Annotated in this window: 15 protein-coding genes; 3 read left to right on the forward strand and 12 right to left on the reverse strand. The window is 58.9% G+C overall.

The features are described from left to right. Positions 1–176: 176 nt before the first annotated feature. The 9 genes from msrQ to mrcB form a co-directional block, all read right to left on the reverse strand. The gene (gene msrQ / locus HX792_RS23830) at positions 177–797 is read right to left on the reverse strand and encodes a protein-methionine-sulfoxide reductase heme-binding subunit MsrQ (RefSeq protein ID WP_176998394.1); all 621 of its coding nucleotides are present in this window, start codon (positions 795–797) and stop codon (positions 177–179) included. Beyond that, entirely contained in the window at positions 797–1,810 is a 1,014-nt protein-coding gene (gene msrP / locus HX792_RS23835; protein ID WP_176998395.1) for a protein-methionine-sulfoxide reductase catalytic subunit MsrP, read from the reverse strand. The genes msrQ and msrP overlap by 1 nt, the downstream gene beginning before the upstream one ends. Positions 1,811–1,873: 63 nt before the next feature. Then, on the reverse strand, positions 1,874–2,731 hold the full coding sequence (gene pssA / locus HX792_RS23840) for a CDP-diacylglycerol--serine O-phosphatidyltransferase (protein ID WP_176998396.1): 858 nt from the start codon (positions 2,729–2,731) through the stop codon (positions 1,874–1,876). A 144-nt stretch (positions 2,732–2,875) separates the two neighbouring features. Continuing rightward, the gene (gene ilvC, locus HX792_RS23845; RefSeq protein WP_003194132.1) at positions 2,876–3,892 is read right to left on the reverse strand and encodes a ketol-acid reductoisomerase; all 1,017 of its coding nucleotides are present in this window, start codon (positions 3,890–3,892) and stop codon (positions 2,876–2,878) included. Positions 3,893–3,939: 47 nt separating this feature from the next. Continuing rightward, the gene (gene ilvN / locus HX792_RS23850) at positions 3,940–4,431 is read right to left on the reverse strand and encodes an acetolactate synthase small subunit (RefSeq protein WP_003176102.1); all 492 of its coding nucleotides are present in this window, start codon (positions 4,429–4,431) and stop codon (positions 3,940–3,942) included. Positions 4,432–4,433: 2 nt separating this feature from the next. Next, positions 4,434–6,158: an acetolactate synthase 3 large subunit gene (locus tag HX792_RS23855; protein WP_176998397.1), complete on the reverse strand. Its 1,725-nt coding sequence runs from the start codon at positions 6,156–6,158 to the stop codon at positions 4,434–4,436. A 431-nt stretch (positions 6,159–6,589) separates the two neighbouring features. Next, positions 6,590–6,919, reverse strand: coding sequence for a YqcC family protein (locus HX792_RS23860; protein WP_176998398.1), 330 nt, complete (start codon positions 6,917–6,919; stop codon positions 6,590–6,592). Further along, positions 6,919–7,653 carry a tetratricopeptide repeat protein gene (locus HX792_RS23865; protein ID WP_176998399.1) on the reverse strand — a complete coding sequence of 245 codons (735 nt, stop codon included), beginning with the start codon at positions 7,651–7,653 and terminating at the stop codon, positions 6,919–6,921. Before HX792_RS23865 ends, HX792_RS23860 begins: the two co-directional genes overlap by 1 nt. A 16-nt stretch (positions 7,654–7,669) precedes the next feature. Then, positions 7,670–9,994, reverse strand: coding sequence for a penicillin-binding protein 1B (gene mrcB / locus HX792_RS23870; protein WP_176998400.1), 2,325 nt, complete (start codon positions 9,992–9,994; stop codon positions 7,670–7,672). A gap of 118 nt (positions 9,995–10,112) precedes the next feature. On the opposite strand from mrcB, the gene HX792_RS23875 reads away from it, so the two are divergent. From HX792_RS23875 to HX792_RS23885, 3 genes are all read left to right on the forward strand, one after another. Further along, entirely contained in the window at positions 10,113–11,669 is a 1,557-nt protein-coding gene (locus tag HX792_RS23875; protein WP_176998401.1) for a bifunctional aminoglycoside phosphotransferase/ATP-binding protein, read from the forward strand. A 93-nt stretch (positions 11,670–11,762) separates the two neighbouring features. Further along, on the forward strand, positions 11,763–12,107 hold the full coding sequence (locus HX792_RS23880) for a pentapeptide repeat-containing protein (RefSeq protein WP_135310628.1): 345 nt from the start codon (positions 11,763–11,765) through the stop codon (positions 12,105–12,107). A 203-nt stretch (positions 12,108–12,310) separates the two neighbouring features. After that, positions 12,311–12,583, forward strand: coding sequence for a TfoX/Sxy family protein (locus tag HX792_RS23885; protein ID WP_176998402.1), 273 nt, complete (start codon positions 12,311–12,313; stop codon positions 12,581–12,583). Positions 12,584–12,825: 242 nt separating this feature from the next. Here HX792_RS23885 and HX792_RS23890 read toward each other — a convergent pair whose 3' ends face one another. The 3 genes from HX792_RS23890 to HX792_RS23900 are packed head-to-tail and all read right to left on the reverse strand — an operon-like array spanning position 12,826 to position 15,505. Then, positions 12,826–13,593: a heme ABC transporter ATP-binding protein gene (locus HX792_RS23890; RefSeq protein WP_176998403.1), complete on the reverse strand. Its 768-nt coding sequence runs from the start codon at positions 13,591–13,593 to the stop codon at positions 12,826–12,828. After that, entirely contained in the window at positions 13,593–14,576 is a 984-nt protein-coding gene (locus HX792_RS23895) for an iron ABC transporter permease (RefSeq protein WP_176998553.1), read from the reverse strand. Before HX792_RS23895 ends, HX792_RS23890 begins: the two co-directional genes overlap by 1 nt. Before the next feature lie 50 nt (positions 14,577–14,626). Beyond that, on the reverse strand, positions 14,627–15,505 hold the full coding sequence (locus HX792_RS23900) for a hemin ABC transporter substrate-binding protein (RefSeq protein ID WP_176998404.1): 879 nt from the start codon (positions 15,503–15,505) through the stop codon (positions 14,627–14,629). Positions 15,506–15,635: the final 130 nt, after the last annotated feature.

The raw sequence follows: 15,635 nt of genomic DNA on the forward strand, positions 1-15,635 counted from the left end.
ACAGCGTTACACGCTGCTGTCAACACCTCTTTTTCAACTTCCTTTTGGCTTCGATGAACTGAAGCAACTTACCGTCAAAACCTACATAACTCATTGTTTACCAAAGAGTTTTTCGTTTCGACAGCGCCGGAAGTGGGGCGAATTATAGACGTCTAGAATCGCCCGTCAACCCTTAATTACGCTTTTGTTGCAGAAAGTGGTTTTTTCGCAATAAGGCGTGGGATTCTGCGCATCACCGGTGGTATCCGCAGTACCAGAAGCAACGCACCTATAGAGGCATAGATAGCCCACTCCTTCAGGTCCGCTCGCACAATCCACAGCATGTGCAGCAAGCCAAGGCCTAGAATCACATAGACGAGACGGTGCAGCTTCTTCCAACGACTCCCAAGCCGACGCTGGCTATAGCGGTTCGAAGTCACCGCCAGCACTAATAAAGACAGAAAACCCAAGGCGCCCACAATAATGTAAGGCCGCTTACGCAACTCCACCCCAAGCTGCGACCAATCGAGCCCCAGCACAAACACACAGTAAGCCGCCAAGTGCAGCACGACATACGCAAAGCACCACAGCCCTAATTGCCGACGCACCGCTATCCACCCTGCCCAACCGCTCAATTTCTGCAGCGGCGTCATTCCCAAGGTGATCAGTAGCAGAATCAAGGTGCCCAACCCCAGGCGATCGACCAGCACTTTGCCCGGGTCCGGCCCCAGGACAGAACTCCACGCTTCGTAGAGCCAGAACAACGGCCACACCGCCGTAGCCATGAAGACGCCAATGCGCCAGATGGGATAGCGCATCAGTAGTTCTTCCGCAAATCCAGGTTGGTATAAAGAGAGGCAACTTCGTCGGAGTACCCATTGAACATTTGCGTCTCGCGCACATTGGGGCTGAAGAGACCACTCGGCAACCGGCGCTCACGTGCCTGCGTCCATCGAGGATGGTCCACTGTAGGGTTCACATTCGCATAGAACCCATACTCATCCGCCGCAATACTTTGCCAAGTGGTTTTCGGCTGCTCACTCACCAAGCTGATTCGCACGATGGACTTCACACTCTTGAAGCCATACTTCCACGGCACCACCAGACGCAACGGGGCCCCGTTCTGATTAGGCAGCTCCCGCCCATACATGCCAACAGCAAGAATCGCCAAAGGATTCATCGCTTCATCCAAACGCAATCCCTCGACATAAGGCCAATCGATCAAACCGAAGCTTGAACGCTGGCCAGGCATGCTCTTGGGGTCCTGCAGGGTTTCAAAGCGGATGTATTTTGCTTTAGACGTAGGCTCTACCTGCTTGAGCAGAGACGAGATGGGAAAGCCGATCCACGGAATGACCATCGACCAGGCTTCGACGCAGCGCAAACGATAGATTCGCTCCTCCAACTGGTAGGGTTTCATGAAGTCTTCCAAGGCATAGCGCCCTGGCTTCGCAACCTCGCCGTCAATCACAACACTCCAGGGTTCGGTTTGCAGTGACCCCGCATTGGTTGCCGGGTCGCCCTTGCCAGTGCCGAATTCATAGAAGTTGTTGTAGTGGGTCGCGTCCTTGAACGGGGTTATCGCCTCCCCCGTCACAGTCACAGCCTGCCACTTGGTATCGGGAAGCTTGCCGGTAAACCAGCTTGGTGCCTTGCCTGCCTCGACATCGGCATATCGGGAAGCATCGTTGGCACTTGCCCAACGCGGCAAGCTACTGGCAGCAATGCCGGCCAGCGCACCACCGAGCAAGCTACGGCGAAAGAGATAGAAGGATTCAGGTGTGACGTCAGATTCGTGGCAATCGGACGCTTTGGGCAATTTGATTAGCATGGCAACTCCGCAGTATTGGAGAACTGATGTACCAATAGACTGCGGAGTATGGGGGAAATTACATTAAGGCAATGTTTTGTCCCGACGCAGATGCAGCAAGTACTGAACTGGCCCCGAAGCCGCGTAGACCAGGAACGCCAGCAGCAGAATGCGCGGTGGGTCGCTGAACACGACGGCAAAGACGAGCACCACTACCAGAATCGCCACGAAAGGCACGCGCCCCTTGAGGTCGAACTCCTTGAAGCTGTTGTACTTGATGTTACTGACCATCAGCATGCCGGCCGCCGCAACCATCAAGGCCACCAGGAACGACATCTTCGAACCCTGGATGCCATAGTCACTGAACGCCCAGACAATACCCGCCACCACTCCGGCAGCTGCAGGGCTGGCCAGGCCGATGAAGTAGCGTTTGTCGGCAGTCCCTACCTGGGTATTGAAACGCGCCAGGCGTAAGGCCGCGCCGGCGACATAGATGAAGGCAACCATCCAGCCCACCTTGCCCATGTCTCCCAGCGCCCAGGCAAACGCCAGCAATGCAGGCGCAACACCGAAGGCAACCATGTCCGACAACGAGTCGTACTCGGCACCGAAGGCACTTTGGGTGTTGGTCATGCGTGCCACACGGCCATCAAGGCCATCGAGCACCATGGCTACAAAAATGGCGATAGCCGCAAAACCGAAGTACTTGCTGGCGCTCGCTGCATCACCCGCAGCCAGGGCGCTCTGGGCGCTCATGGAGTTGATGATGGAATAGAACCCGGCGAACAGGTTCGCCGTGGTGAACAGATTGGGCAGAAGATAGATGCCACGATGCCGGACCTTGCGACCTTCCGCATCATGCCCTTCTTCGACATGCTCATCGATCGGTAGCAGGCTATCGGCGTCAGCGGCCTGGCCCGGCTCTTCGGGACGTTCGGTCATGGACTTTACCTTGCAACGGTGTGAAAAGAATTCGACAAATACTTGCGGAGCGTGTTCGCCCGCAAACGATGCAGCTTTATACCAGAACACGCCCCCAAACGAAAAAACGCGGCCTAAGCCGCGTTTTCCCTTGATGCGTACGACTTAGTTCTTGGCTTTGTCGACGATCTTGTTGGCACCGATCCACGGCATCATGGAGCGCAGTTGCTCGCCGATGACTTCGATGCCGTGAGCGGCGTTGTTACGACGCTTGGCGGTCATCGAAGGGTAGCCGGTTGCGCCTTCGCTGATGAACATTTTGGCGTATTCGCCGTCCTGAATACGTTTCAGGGCGTTGCGCATAGCCTGACGGGACTCGGCGTTGATCACTTCCGGGCCAGTCACGTACTCGCCGTATTCGGCGTTGTTGGAGATCGAGTAGTTCATGTTGGCGATACCGCCTTCGTACATGAGGTCAACGATCAGCTTCAGTTCGTGCAGGCACTCGAAGTAGGCCATTTCTGGCGCGTAGCCCGCTTCAACCAGGGTTTCGAAACCGGCTTTAACCAGCTCAACGGTACCGCCGCACAGAACGGCTTGTTCGCCGAAAAGGTCAGTTTCGGTCTCGTCCTTGAAGGTAGTTTCGATGATGCCGGTACGACCGCCACCCACGCCAGCAGCGTAGGACAGGGCGACGTTCTTGGCGTTGCCCGAAGCGTCCTGGTAGATCGCGATCAGGTCAGGGATACCGCCGCCTTTGACGAACTCGGAACGCACAGTGTGGCCCGGTGCTTTCGGCGCGATCATGATCACGTCGAGGTCAGCGCGCGGCACAACCTGGTTGTAGTGGATCGCGAAACCGTGGGAGAAGGCCAGGGTGGCGCCCTTCTTGATGTTCGGCTCGATTTCGTTCTTGTACAGCGAGGACTGGAACTCGTCCGGGGTCAGGATCATGACCAGGTCGGCAGCCGCAACAGCGGAAGCAACGTCAGTCACTTTCAGGCCGTGGGCTTCAGCCTTGGCAACAGTAGCCGAGCCTTTGCGCAGGCCAACGGTTACGTCAACGCCGGAGTCTTTCAGGTTGCACGCCTGTGCGTGACCCTGGGAGCCGTAGCCGATGATGGCGACTTTCTTGCCCTGGATGATCGACAGGTCACAATCTTTATCGTAATAAACTTTCATGAGGTTCCTCTATATATCCAGGCCGTAAGGCCATTCGCTAATTTGGGTTAGATGCTGAGTACTTTGTCGCCACGGGCAATCCCGGTGACACCACTGCGTACCGTTTCCAGAATCGAGGCCGTCCCGATCGACTGGATGAAGCTGTCCAGCTTGTCGCTCGTACCGGTCAGTTGAACGGTATAAACGCTGGCGCTTACATCGACGATCTGCCCGCGATAAATGTCGGTAGTCCGTTTGATCTCGGCACGTTGGGCACCCGTGGCCTTGACCTTGACCAGCATCAGCTCGCGCTCGATGTGGGCACTCTCCGACAGGTCGACCAGCTTGACCACTTCGATCAGCTTGTTGAGGTTCTTGGTGATCTGCTCGATCACCTCATCGTGACCCACGGTGGTCAACGTCAGGCGCGACAGGGTCGGGTCTTCGGTCGGGGCCACGGTCAGGCTTTCGATGTTGTAGTTGCGTTGCGAAAACAGGCCGACAACACGAGACAGAGCGCCGGGTTCGTTCTCCAGAAGCAGGGAGATAATGTGCCGCATGATTAAGTACGCTCCGTCTTGTTCAGCCACATGTCGCGCATAGAGCCGTCTTTGATCTGCATCGGGTAGACGTGCTCGCTGGTATCCACCTGAATATCGATGAACACCAGGCGGTCCTTCATGGCGAACGCCTCTTCCATCTTCGGCTTCAGATCTTTCAAATCGGTGATGCGAATGCCGACGTGACCATAGGCTTCAACCAACTTGACGAAATCTGGCAGCGACTCCATGTAGGAATGGGAGTGACGGCTGTTGTAGCTCATGTCCTGCCACTGGCGAACCATGCCCAGCACGCCGTTGTTCAGGCAGACGATCTTCACCGGAAGGCCGTACTGCAAGCAGGTCGACAGTTCCTGGATGTTCATCTGGATGCTGCCCTCGCCGGTGACGCACGCGACGTCGGTATCCGGGAAGCTCAGTTTCACACCCATGGCCGCAGGGAAACCAAAGCCCATCGTGCCCAGGCCACCGGAGTTGATCCAGCGGTTAGGCTTGTCGAACTTGTAGTACTGCGCGGCGAACATCTGGTGCTGGCCCACGTCGGAGGTCACAAAGGCGTCGCCCTTGGTCACTTCGCACAGGGTTTCGATCACGGTTTGTGGCTTGATGATGCTGCCGTCGCCCTTGTCGTAAGGGAACAGGCCGCGATCGCCACGCCATTCGTCGATCTGCTTCCACCAGCTGGCAACGGATTCCTTGTTCGGCGTCTCGCCGATGTCCTTGAGCGCGGCAACCATTTCGGTCAGCACGCTTTCCACAGGACCTACGATCGGCACGTCGGCCTTGATGGTCTTGGAGATGGACGCCGGGTCGATATCGATGTGGATGATCTTGGCATTCGGGCAGAACTTGCTCGCGCCATTGATCACACGGTCATCGAAGCGTGCGCCCACGGCCAGGATCACATCGGCGTGGTGCATGGCCAGGTTGGCCGTGTAGCTGCCGTGCATGCCGAGCATGCCGACGAACTGACGGTCCGAACCCGGGAATGCGCCAAGACCCATCAGGGTGTTCGTCACTGGCAGGTTGAGCATCTTGGCCAGTTCGGTCAGCGGTGCGGAACCGCCGCCCAGAATCACGCCACCGCCCGAGTACAGCACAGGGCGCTTGGCCGCCAGGAGCATTTCTGCCGCCTTGCGGATTTGCCCCGAGTGCCCACGAACGGCCGGGCTGTAGGAACGCAGCTTGGCTTTTTTCGGGAAGACGTATTCGAATTTCTCGGCCGGGTTGGTCATGTCTTTCGGCACATCGACCACGACAGGGCCCGGGCGACCGGACTGTGCGAGGTAGAAGGCCTTTTTCATGACTTCCGGGATTTCCGATGGATGCTTGATCATGAAGCTGTGTTTCACGATCGGCCGGGAGATACCGATCATGTCGGTTTCCTGGAATGCATCGGTGCCCACCATGGTGCTAGGCACCTGGCCGGAGATGATCACCATCGGGATGGAGTCCATATACGCAGTCGCGATGCCGGTGATGGCATTCGTTGCGCCCGGGCCGGACGTTACCAGTACCACGCCGGCTTTACCGGTGGCACGGGCGTAACCGTCAGCCATATGGGTTGCAGCTTGTTCGTGGCGAACCAGGATGTGGGTAACAGCCGGTTCCTTGAACAGTGCGTCGTAAACATGCAGCAGAGCACCACCTGGGTACCCGTAGATATAGTCGACGCCTTCGTCACGCAAAAAGCGGACGAGCATCTCACCACCAGATAAAAGCTCCACGTTGTTCACCTCTAAAACGCCAGAATACCGTCCGTTGAAAACCGACGGGTCTTAATAGGTTTACTTCTCAACAGAGCATGAGCGACGGTGGTCGCCGACTACGTCAGCACTGACTGAGCAAGTATTGGGATCGTCCCAAGTGTTGCGGGCTTTTCCCACCCAGCGCGAGGTAACGCGTTGCGGGTGTTACAGGTCGGCGCGGATATGCGCCTCATGATCTGCTGAGCGGGCCTGCTTCTGGCAGTCCCGATACAGCGGACTTTGGATTCTTCTGTTTCAGGCCCTTCAAGTCAAGCAATAATTGCGCTTTTTTCCAACTAAGCGCATGAGAACGTAGAAGAAAGGGCTTTGAGGAGGGATAAAACTCGCCTGAATGTCGTCAAGCGGTAGAAATGTGCGCAAGACTGCCGGAAAAACCGGCAGTCAGGCAATTAACGAGCGTCGACGATCAGTTGGTCGAACTTTTTCAGCGCGTTACGCAGGCCAAGGCTCTCTGTCGGGCGATCGGCGTAGACCATCTCGGCCATCTCCAGGATCCCCGACGCGTTGGGCAATGGCAGATCCTGCTCGAGGATCTGCTTCATACGCACCAGGAAGATCCATTGCAGCCACTGGTGAAAGTCCAGGGTATCGACCGAAAACGGCTCGACACTGCTGAGCGCCTCGGCGCTGGGGGACACTTCGTCCCACCAGCCTTGTACGCGCAACTCGCGTTCTATCAGCAACAACTGTTCGGCAATTGCCGGAAACCGTGCATCCATCAGAGGCTGACCTTGGCTTTTTGCCGAGCCTGGGCGGCACCGGCAGCATCGCCTTGCGCGGCACGCGCATCACCGATCAAGGCCCACAGGTTGGCTTGCAGATCGGGACGACCGTTCGCCAGGCTCAGGCCGCGGCGGGCAAATTGCTCGGCTTGCGGCGCATCGCCCTGGGCCATACGCACTTGGGCCAGGCGATACAGCACTTGCGGCTCACGCGGCGCCACACGCTGGGCACGTTCAAGGCTTGACGATGCGCCGTTCAGATCACCACCCGCCTGCTGCTGCTGGGCGGTGGTGAGCAAGGCCAGCACCGGGCCGTCCAGCTGCTCGTCAGCCGACAAGCCGCCTGCGTTGGACGAAGACGGAATACCGCTTGGCGTCGACGGCATGGTGTAGGTACCCTGGTTGATCGGCGCCGTTTGAATCGGCGTGGAATCGATCGGCCCTGAAGTACTTGGCCCCGGGGTCCACGGCTCGGCACTGATCGGCGCGGATGTGGCAGCACCACCACCCGGCACCATCACCACTACACCGGAATCTTGTGGCACGGCTTGAGGCCGGGCTTGGGCAGGACGATTCGTCACGGTCTGGCGGAAACCGCCGTTGGCCGAGATGCGGTCGTTGTTGGAGACGGTCGTGCTTGAGTCCACCACCGGAATCGAACCGCGCTGCACGCTGGCGCAACCGTTGAGCAAAGCCAGAGCTGTAATAGCTGGAATCCACCACTTGTTCACTTGAAACCCTCTTTGCTTAATTCATCCAGCCCTTGACCCAATCCATCACCGACTCCGCACTGGCAGGGGCACCGCTACCGCAAGCGGGGCCGGCAGGTGGCTCGCTACCGCGAATATACGGCATCTGCACCGCACCCGGGCAGTTGGCATCAGAGCCCTGCCCTGTGTGCGGATCGATCCACGCCTGCACGATGTTATCCGGCTGCGGCATATTAAGCGGCAGCGGGTCGGCTTTGCGCATGAAACTTGTCCACACCTGCAACGCGCCCGTCGCACCCGTGAACGGCGTCTTGCCGTTGTCGTCACGCCCCATCCAGACCACCGCCAGCACATCCTGGCCGAAACCGGCGAACCAGCTGTCACGCGAGTCGTTACTGGTGCCGGTCTTGCCCGCCAACGTCAGGTTCGCCGGCAGCACGCTATAGACCGAACGCCCGGTGCCTTCACGCATCACGCGCTGCATCGCATTCTGGATCAGGTAGATAGAGCCTGCATCAAAGCGCTGCTGAATCTGGAACGGGTAACGCTTGAGCGGCTCGCCCTCAGCGGTCAGCACACTGCGAATGCCGCGCATCGGTGTATTGAACCCACCGTTGGCGATCGTCTGGTACATCGTAGTGACTTCCATCGGCGTCATGGCGCCGGCGCCCAGCAGCATTGATGGGAACGCCGGGAACTCGCGGTTGATGCCTAGGCGTCCGAGGGTTTTCAACACATTCGGCACCCCGACTTCAAGCCCGAGGCGCGACGTGGAAATGTTGTAGGAATGCGCCAATCCCTGATAAAGGAAAATCGTACCGTTGGAGCGACGCTCGAAGTTTTTCGGCGTCCACACCTGGCCATCTGCCAATTTGACCGACAACGGGTCATCCGACAGCCAACTGGTAAGGGTGTATTTGCTCGGTTTTTCCAACGCAGTAAGGTAAACCGCCGGCTTAACCAGCGAGCCGATCGGCCGCACGGCGTCCAGCGCACGGTTGAACCCGGCAAAACTGGCCTGGCGACTGCCGATCATGGCCTGGACTTCACCGGTTTCCGGGTTGGTCACGACCATGGCCGCTTCGACGTCATCGATGCCCTTACGGCCGGTCATGCGTTTGAAGGTGTCGTTGACCGACGCCTCCGCTTTCATCTGCAGGATCGGGTCGAAACTGGTGAAGATCCGCAGGCCTTCTTCGGTCAAGTCTTCGTCGCGATAGTCTTCACGCAACTGGCGCTTGACCAGGTCGATGAAGCCCGGGAAGGAACTGTCCGCCAGCTTGCCGCGCGTGGTGACACCCAACGGCATCTTCTTCGCCGCCGCCACTTGCTCAGCCGTGGCCACGCCCTGCTGCTCGAGCACATCGAGCACCAGGTTGCGACGCTCCAGTGCACGCTCCGGGTTGCGGCGCGGGTTGTAATAGGACGGGCCCTTGACCATACCGACCAGCAACGCCACTTGGTGCAGCTTCAGCTCAGACAGCGGCTGCCCAAAGAAGAACTGACTGGCCAGGCCAAAACCATGCACGGCACGCTGGCCGTCCTGGCCGACGAACACCTCATTGAGGTACGCCTCCAGGATTTCCTGCTTGCTGTAGTGCAACTCAAGCAGCATCGCCATCATCGCTTCGGTCAGCTTGCGGGTCAGGCTGCGCTCGTTGGTCAGGTAGAAGTTCTTGACCAACTGTTGGGTCAGCGTACTGCCGCCCTGGGTCATCTTGCCGCCGGAGGTGTTCACCCAGATGGCACGGGCAATCGACTTGGGCGAAACGCCCCAGTGGCTGTAGAAATCGCGGTCTTCCACCGCAACCAGCGTTTCCAGCAAATACGGCGGCACCTGATCAAGTTTGATCAGGATGCGGTCTTCAAGATTCTTGGGATAAATGCCGCCGATCAGCAGCGGTTCAAGGCGGACCACCGGTAGCTTCGAACCGTTGAGGGATGACAGTTCGGCAACATAATCGCCAGAGAAGCGCACACGCACAGGCTGGGCTTTCTCCAGGCCTTCATAGAACTGGAAGCCACGGGTATTCAGGTCGACGGTGTTACCGCTGACGGCTGCGGCGCCCGGGCCATTGCTCACGGGTTCGCGGCGGTAGCCCAGTGCATCCAACTCAGTGAGAAAGTCATCCTTGCTCAGCTTCTGGCCGGTAAACAGCTCCAGCGGGCGCGCGTACACCTTTGCCGGAATGGTCCAGCGCTTGCCGGAGAACTTCTCCTGCACCACGGCATCGAGGTACACCGCAAAGCCGGCGAGCACCACAAGGCCAACCAGGCCGAGCTTGAGCGCCCAGCCCAGCCAAGGGCGCAGGCCGCGGGAAGGAGGTTTTTTACGGGAACGGGGAGATCGGGTTCGAGTCATGGCGGCGGATTATACGCACTTTATTGATGATCAACATGAGCCGGACAGCGGTTTGCACGACCGCTCGTAGCGGCCATAATGCCCGCCATGATTTCCCCCCGACTTTGAAGGATCGCCCGTGAGCCAGTCCCTGATCGCTGCCCTGCAAAACCCGGCTTTGTACCCTCACCCGGTTGAAGCGTTTCAAGTCATCGAAACCCATATTTCCTGGGTAATCCTGACCGGCCCCTATGCCTATAAATTGAAGAAGCCGATGAATTTCGGTTTTCTCAACTTCACGGCCCTTGAAGATCGAGGCCACTTCTGCAACGAAGAGCTGCGCCTCAACGGGCGCCTGACCGAAGATTTGTATCTTGAAGTGTTGCCGATTACCGGCACCGCCGAAGCCCCGCAATTGGGCGGCGAAGGCCCGGTGATCGAGTACGCGCTGAAAATGCGCCAGTTCCCGCAAAGCCAGCTGCTCAGCACCTTGCAAGCCAACGGCGAACTGACCAGCGCGCACATTGATGAGATGGCCAAACAGATCGCGCACTTTCACCTGACCGCCCCGAAAGTGCCGCAGGATCACCCGGCCGGTACACCGGACGAAGTGATGGCACCGGTGCGACAGAACTTCGAACAGATCCGCCCGTTCCTCAGCGACAAGGCGGACCTGGTACAACTGGAAGCCCTGCAAGCCTGGGCCGAAAGCAGTTTCGAGCGTCTCAAGCCTCTGCTCGCACAGCGCAAACTCGACGGTTTTACTCGCGAATGTCACGGTGACATCCACCTGGGCAACGCCACACTGATCGATGGCCAAGTCGTGATCTTCGACTGCATCGAGTTCAACGAACCGTTCCGCTTCACCGACGTCTACGCCGACACCGGCTTCCTGGCAATGGACCTGGAAGACCGAGGCCTCAAGTCCCTGGCACGTCGCTTCATCAGCCAATACCTGGAATTGACGGGCGACTACAAGGGCCTTGAAGTGCTGAACTTCTACAAAGCCTACCGCGCCCTGGTCCGCGCCAAGATCGCGCTGTTCAGCATGCCGAGCGAGGCCAGCCCGGTGCAACGCGCCACCACTCTGCGCCAGTACCGTAACTACGCGAACCTCGCGGAAAGCTACAGCACCATTCCGTCGCGCTTCCTGGCCATTACCCACGGCGTTTCGGCTGTCGGCAAAAGCCAGGTCTCGATGCGACTGGTGGAAGCCTTGGGCGCTGTGCGCCTGCGCTCGGACGTTGAACGCAAGCGTCTATTTGGTGAACAACACGTGGAAAACACGCCACAAGCCGGCATTTATGCGGCCGACGCCAGTGCAGCGACCTACGCCCGCCTGAATGAAATCGCCGATACCGTGCTGCGTGCAGGCTTCCCTGTGGTGCTCGATGCCACCTTCCTCAAGCACGAACAGCGCAGTGCCGCCGCCAAAGTGGCTGAAGCGACTGGCGCACCTTTCCTGATTCTGGACTGCAACGCACCACAGGCCGTTATCGCCAGCTGGCTGGCACAACGTCAGGCGGAAAAGAACGATCCTTCCGACGCAACACTGGCGGTTATTGAGGAGCAACACGCCAACCGTGAGCCGCTGACCGCCGAGGAACTGCTGCTCAGCCATCGTGTCGAGACCAATGAAAGCGGGACGCTCGATGCCCTGGTGGAGCACATTCGCCAGCGCCTGCCGGGTCTGTAAGAAATATTTCTTGGTCGTGTCACCGACTTAGGGCGCACGACCCAGCAATAGTGGCACTATAATGGCGTCATAAATCCAACAGGAGTCGCCATCATGAGTCAGCCCAAGCTTCTTGATACCCCGCTCTACTCGCTCCTGCATAAAGATGACATCCGAGGTTTCAACCAGGAGCGCCCCAAGGACGGTGCCATCGATATGCGCGGCGGCGACTTTCGCGGGCTCGACCTGCGTGAGCTGAACGCTACCGGCGTGGACTTCACCGACGCGTACTTCCGCTCCGCCGACCTGCGCGGCCTGGATTTACGCGACTGCTCACTGGAAGGCGCCAGCCTGGCCCACGCGCAGATCTCGGGCGCTTACTTCCCGCCTGAGCTGACCGCCGATGAGATCCTCATGTCGGTCAATTTCGGCACCCGCCTGCGTTACCGCACCAAGTAAAGCCATTGTTCAAAACCCCGGTTACGCCCAGGCACACCGGGGTTTTATGCCTGCCCGCCGTCAAAATCCTCGCGTCATTCTTATAAGCATTTGAGCCGTTCCTGACCAAAGAACTACGCTTTTCCTACTGAGCGCTACACTCTTTTTCAGGCTTGCCTGGTCACGATACCCACCGCACCATTCGGCCGTCGCAAGGAGGCTTGATGAACGATGAGCTGCAACACCTGAAAAATCTTGGCAAGACGTCGGCGCAGTGGCTGCATGCGGTGGGCATCCACAGCGCGTCCGACCTGCGCCGCCTGGGAGCGGTCGACGCCTACCGAGCCGTTCGGACGCGTGGATTCCGGGCGTCCAAAGTGCTGCTGTATGCCATCGAAGGCGCGCTGATGGATGTGCACTGGAACGACATTCCCTCGGAGCGCAAGGAAGCGTTGAACCGTCAGTTGGATGCTATTTCAGCACGGCAAAAGAACTAGACTCACGATCAGACCCAGCATTTACAGGCGTGACAAACACCTGTTTGAGAAAACCTGAGGAGCAGGCAAAAACAAAGGTTGACTCTCAAATGAGAATCGTTATGATTATCACAACTGATCGCGAGATCAGCCGATAACTGAAAGACCATTGGTTCGGACTCTCAGATTATCTCCTCATCAGGCTAATCACGGTTATTTGACCCGGCTCTTGCCGGGTCTTTTTTTGCCCGTAAAAACCTGTTTCAGCGCGCAATAATCAACGGGTGGCCGCGCTCGGGGTGCGGCTGTACCAACACCTCCAGGCCAAAGACAGCCTTGAGCGGTTCAGGCAGCAAGACCTTCGAAGGTATATCCAGCGCATGAGGGCGCCCCTGCTCCAGCAACAGGATGCGATCGCAGTAACGCGCTGCCAGATTCAGGTCATGAAGGATTACCAGCACCGCCGCCCCCCGGTCCGCAAAGTGGCGGATAGCCTGCAAGGTGGTGTGCTGGTGCAAGGGGTCGAGCATCGATGTGGGCTCATCCAATAGCAGCGTCTGACCTGCTTCACCCGGCCATAACTGAGCCAGCACCCGCGCCAGATGCACACGCTGACGCTCCCCACCCGACAACGCCAGGTAGCTGCGACCACTCAAGTGCCCCACATCCGCCGCCTGCAGGGCAGCCTCGATGATTTCATCATCACGCACTCGGCCCGTTTGATGAGGCAAACGCCCCATGCCGACTACCTCTTCGACACGGAAGGCAAAGTCCAGCGTCGATACCTGCGGCAGCACTGCCAACCGCTGCGCACGTTGCGAACCACTCCAGTCAGCCAACGCCTGCTGGTCAAGCCAGACATTGCCCTTATCCGGCAGCAACTCTCCACACAACGCACCAAGCAACGTACTTTTGCCTGCCCCGTTGGGGCCCAGCACACCCAACACTTCCCCCGGCAACAGGTCCAGGGTGACATCAGCCAGCACCGTCTTGTGACCGCGCCGGATCTGCAGCTCTTCCACGCGCAGCATCAGGCACGCCCCCGCAACAACAGGTAGAGAAAAAATGGCGCGCCAATAAACGCAGTCACGATACCAATCGGCAACTCAGCCGGCGCCAGCGCCAGGCGAGCCACCAAATCGGCGAACAGCAACAGGCTCGCCCCTGCCAGTACCGACGCGGGCAACAACACCCGGTGATCCGGCCCGGCCAGCAACCGCACCAGATGTGGAACCACCAGCCCGACAAAACCAATCATGCCGGCTGCCGCCACGGCAGCTCCCACGCCCAGGGCGGTACAGAAGACCAGTTCACGCTTGAGCCTCTCGACATCAACACCCAGGTGATTGGCCTCGGACTCTCCCAGCAACAGCGCATTCAACGCCTTGGCCCGACGCGGCAGCCACAGCGCCACACCCGCACTCACCAACAGCAATGGCCACAACCGCGAATAGCTCGCGCCGTTGAGGCTGCCCAGGTTCCAGAAGGTCAGCGTGCGCAAGGTGGCGTCATCCGCCAGGTAGGTAAACAGCCCAACCGCCGAACTGGCGAGGGCAGTAAGGGCAATACCGGCGAGCAGCATCGTTGCCACGTTGGTCTGGCCATTACGGCGCCCCAGGCGGTAGACCAGTGCCGTCACCCCAAGCCCACCGAGGAACGCACACAGCGACAATAAATACGGCCCAAACACATCCGGCAGGCCGCCAAAGAACGAACCACCGACTATCGCAATCGCCGCCCCCAGCGCAGCACCGCTGGACACCCCCACCAGACCCGGATCGGCCAGCGGGTTGCGAAACAATCCCTGCATTGCCACACCAGACAGTGCCAACACGCCCCCTACCGCCAGTCCGAGCAACGTTCGCGGCAGGCGAATCTGCCCCAGGATCAACTCGGCCTGCTCCAACCCTTGCGCCTCAATCGGTATGCCCATCAAGCGCAGAGCCGCCTTAAGCGTATCCATCAACGGCAGGCTGACCGGCCCCAAGGCCAATGAGAGCCAGGTCGCCAACACACACAGCAACGCCAGCCCGATAAACAGCGTTTTGGGTTTAACCAGCGTCGTCATGGGGCAGGCTTGGCCTGGGACGGGTAAAACCCAGCAGACAGCTTCACCAGGATTTGCGGTAGACGCGGCCCGAGCCCGCCCACCAGCAGCGTCGGATCCACTTCAAACACTCGGCCCTGCTTGGCGGCCGGGGTGGACGCCAGAATCGGGTTCTCCTTGAACAAGGCTGCACGCGCTGCATCACCCGTGAGGGCACGATCAGCAAACACCAGAACATCCGGACTCAAACCGGCCAGCGACTCCACCGAAAACGGCTTGTAACCACTGTGGGTTGCCAGGTTATGTCCGCCAGCCTGTTGCAGCATCCAATCGGCAGCCGTGTCTTTACCCGCGATCAGCGGCTTGCCACCCGCGTGACCGAGCAACAGCAGCACACCCGGAGACTTGTGCGTAGCCTGAGCCTTGGCGACCCAGCTTTTCTGCTGCTCAAGCGCCTGCTCATATCCGGTAAACAATTCGTTGGCTTTCGCCTCGCTGCCCAACAGTTTGCCCAAGTGCTGCAGATTGCCTTTCAATGTCGGCAGGTCCGGTTGGGCCGAGAACAACTCCACCTGCACACCGGCACCGCGTATCTGCGCCAACACAGGCGGCGGCCCGATTTCCTCGGTGCCTACCAGGATCTGCGGACGCAAGCTCAGAATGCCTTCAGCCGACAATTGCCGCTGGTAGCCAATGCTCGGCAGCGCTTTAAGCGACTCGGGATGCTGACTGGTGGTATCCACCCCCACCAACTTCGACTCCCCGCCCAGGGCCGTCACCCATTCCGACAGTGCGCCACCGGCACTCACCCAGCGTTGTGGCAGTTCAGAGGCTTGCGCCCCGTGGTTGACCAGCAGTGAGGCAACAAGCGCAATAGCGCTGGTACTCAGGCGCATAACAGGGTTTCCTTCCAGGGGCAGGGCCACTCAAGCACTCATCGATGTGACAGACAGCGTCTGCCAGGCATCGTATTGAGCGCCCAGTCAGCCGACGGGCGAAGCCGGCATTTGATAATTGTTTGCATTT

The sequence above is a fragment of the Pseudomonas sp. B6002 genome, from assembly GCF_013385985.1.
GTDB lineage: Bacteria > Pseudomonadota > Gammaproteobacteria > Pseudomonadales > Pseudomonadaceae > Aquipseudomonas.

Coding starts and splice junctions, on each gene's coding strand:
- msrQ (WP_176998394.1), bottom strand. CDS start 797: ATGCGCTATCCCATCTGGCGCATTGGCGTCTTCATGGCTACGGCGGTG.
- msrP (WP_176998395.1), bottom strand. CDS start 1,810: ATGCTAATCAAATTGCCCAAAGCGTCCGATTGCCACGAATCTGACGTC.
- pssA (WP_176998396.1), bottom strand. CDS start 2,731: ATGACCGAACGTCCCGAAGAGCCGGGCCAGGCCGCTGACGCCGATAGC.
- ilvC (WP_003194132.1), bottom strand. CDS start 3,892: ATGAAAGTTTATTACGATAAAGATTGTGACCTGTCGATCATCCAGGGC.
- ilvN (WP_003176102.1), bottom strand. CDS start 4,431: ATGCGGCACATTATCTCCCTGCTTCTGGAGAACGAACCCGGCGCTCTG.
- HX792_RS23860 (WP_176998398.1), bottom strand. CDS start 6,919: ATGGATGCACGGTTTCCGGCAATTGCCGAACAGTTGTTGCTGATAGAA.
- mrcB (WP_176998400.1), bottom strand. CDS start 9,994: ATGACTCGAACCCGATCTCCCCGTTCCCGTAAAAAACCTCCTTCCCGC.
- HX792_RS23880 (WP_135310628.1), top strand. CDS start 11,763: ATGAGTCAGCCCAAGCTTCTTGATACCCCGCTCTACTCGCTCCTGCAT.
- HX792_RS23885 (WP_176998402.1), top strand. CDS start 12,311: ATGAACGATGAGCTGCAACACCTGAAAAATCTTGGCAAGACGTCGGCG.
- HX792_RS23890 (WP_176998403.1), bottom strand. CDS start 13,593: ATGCTGCGCGTGGAAGAGCTGCAGATCCGGCGCGGTCACAAGACGGTG.
- HX792_RS23900 (WP_176998404.1), bottom strand. CDS start 15,505: ATGCGCCTGAGTACCAGCGCTATTGCGCTTGTTGCCTCACTGCTGGTC.